This window comes from Trebonia sp. (assembly GCF_049794275.1).
In the GTDB taxonomy this organism is placed as follows: Bacteria; Actinomycetota; Actinomycetes; order Streptosporangiales; family Streptosporangiaceae; genus Trebonia.
The window spans coordinates 1-1,746 of sequence record NZ_JBARCR010000476.1 but is presented as its reverse complement, the minus strand read 5'-3'; the positions used below and the strand labels follow the sequence as shown (position 1 = coordinate 1,746).

The 1,746-nt window shown below is 68.3% G+C and carries 2 protein-coding genes; one reads left to right on the top strand and one right to left on the bottom strand.

The window, feature by feature from the left end; all coding sequences use genetic code 11:
- Window positions 1-656 (bottom strand): ABC transporter substrate-binding protein (locus WA805_RS13070; protein WP_425242462.1); only part of this gene is annotated, 656 nt, incomplete at its 3' end.
- A gap of 193 nt (window positions 657-849) precedes the next feature.
- On the opposite strand from WA805_RS13070, the gene WA805_RS13065 reads away from it, so the two are divergent.
- A partial coding sequence (locus tag WA805_RS13065) for a sugar-binding transcriptional regulator (protein WP_425242461.1) occupies window positions 850-1,746 on the top strand: 897 nt, incomplete at its 3' end.

Genomic DNA, 1,746 nt, shown 5'->3' with positions numbered 1-1,746 from the left:
GCCATGTTGTCGCCCCAGCCCGCCAGGCCGCGCAGGCAGATGCCCGAGACCTTGCCTGGCTGGTTCAGCTTGGCGGCGGCGGCCGCGACCTGCGTCCACGTCGGGTGCGCCGGCATGGTGACTCCCGCCGCGGACAGCAGCTGCTTGTTGTAGTAGAGCATCGAGGACTCGCCGTAGAACGGCGCGGCGTACAGGTCGTTCTTGTACGACAGCGCCTTGGCGACCGGGGGCAGCAGGTCGGACGCGTCGTAGGAGGCGTCGCTGGCGATGTACTGCTTGGACAGGTCGACCAGCCAGCCGTTCTTCGCGAACAGCGGCGCCTCGTACGGACCGATCATGACGACGTTGAACGAGTTGCTGTGCGTGCTCACGTCCTTCTCGATCGCCGCCCGCAGGTCGCCTTCCGTATAGGTGGCGAACTTGACGGTGATCCCCGGGTTCTGCTTTTCGAACACGGACTGGGTGAGCGGAATCATCTGGCCGGTGATCAGCGGATTGGACACCACCGCGACCGTCACCGTGCCGGTGCTGCTGTTGTTGCCGCCGCTCGCGCTGCCGCTCGAGCCACTGCTCGAGCACGCGGCCGCTGCCGCGACCACAGCGACGGCGCCGCCGACGGCGGCGAGCCTGCGGATCCTGAACCTGGACGATCTCATGAATGAACCTCCACAGCGGTGAGGACTTTCTGGCGCGCCGCGCCGCCGACCCATCTCCTGTCGATATGCTCATTTGAGCGCTGTCCGCTCATATGAACCATGAACACACAGTGAACGCGCGGCTAGGCAATGTCAAGAAAAGCTGCAAATATGAGATATAGATGCTCAAATGAGCGCATGTATGGAGGCACTCATGGCCGGCTTGTCGGCTGATCGGCCGTCGGAAGTCGTGCTGGCCGCGCTGGTGGCGCGGCAGTTCTACCTGGAGGGCGTCTCCAAGGTCGACATCGCCGACCGGCTGGGGATCAGCAGGTTCCGGGTCGCCAGGCTGCTCGAATCCGCGCGGGAGACCGGGCTGGTGCGCATCGAGATCGGCCTGCCCGGCGGCATCCTCGACGCGGGCCTGTCGGCCGAACTGTGCTCCGTCTTCGGGCTGCGGCAGGCGTTCGTCTTCAACTTCCCCGACGACGCGGTGGCACTGCGCCAGCGGCTCGGCGAGGCGGCGGCCCAGGTGCTGATGGACCTGATCAAGCCAGGCGACATACTCGGCCTGACCTGGTCACGCACGCTGAGCGGGCTCGCCGCCGCGCTGACCCAGCTGCCGCCCTGCCCGATCGTGCAGATGACCGGGGCCGTGCCGCCGCCGGACGGCAGGGACCTGCTCGAAGTCGTCCGCAGCGTGGCGCGGATCGGCGGCGGCCCTGCGCACGTGTTCTACGCGCCGATGCTGCTCGACGACGCGCGGGCCGCCGCGGCGATCCGCCGCCAGGGCGACATCGCCGAGGCGTTCGCCCTCGTGCCCAAGGTGACCATCGCCGTGGTGGCCATCGGCGCGTGGGCGCCAGGGCTCTCGACGATCTACGACGCGATCACGCCGGCCGAGCGCGAGTCGCTCGCCGCGCTCGGCGTCGACGCGGAAATCGCGGGCGTGTTCATCGGCGCGGACGGCAACCCGCTGACGACGCCGCTGGACAACCGGATGATCGTGACGCCAGGCTCACTGCTGGCCAAGATCCCCTTCGTCCTTGCCGTCGCCTACGGCCCCGCCAAGAGCGCCGCGGTGCGGGCCGCGATCCGAGGAGGGCTAGTC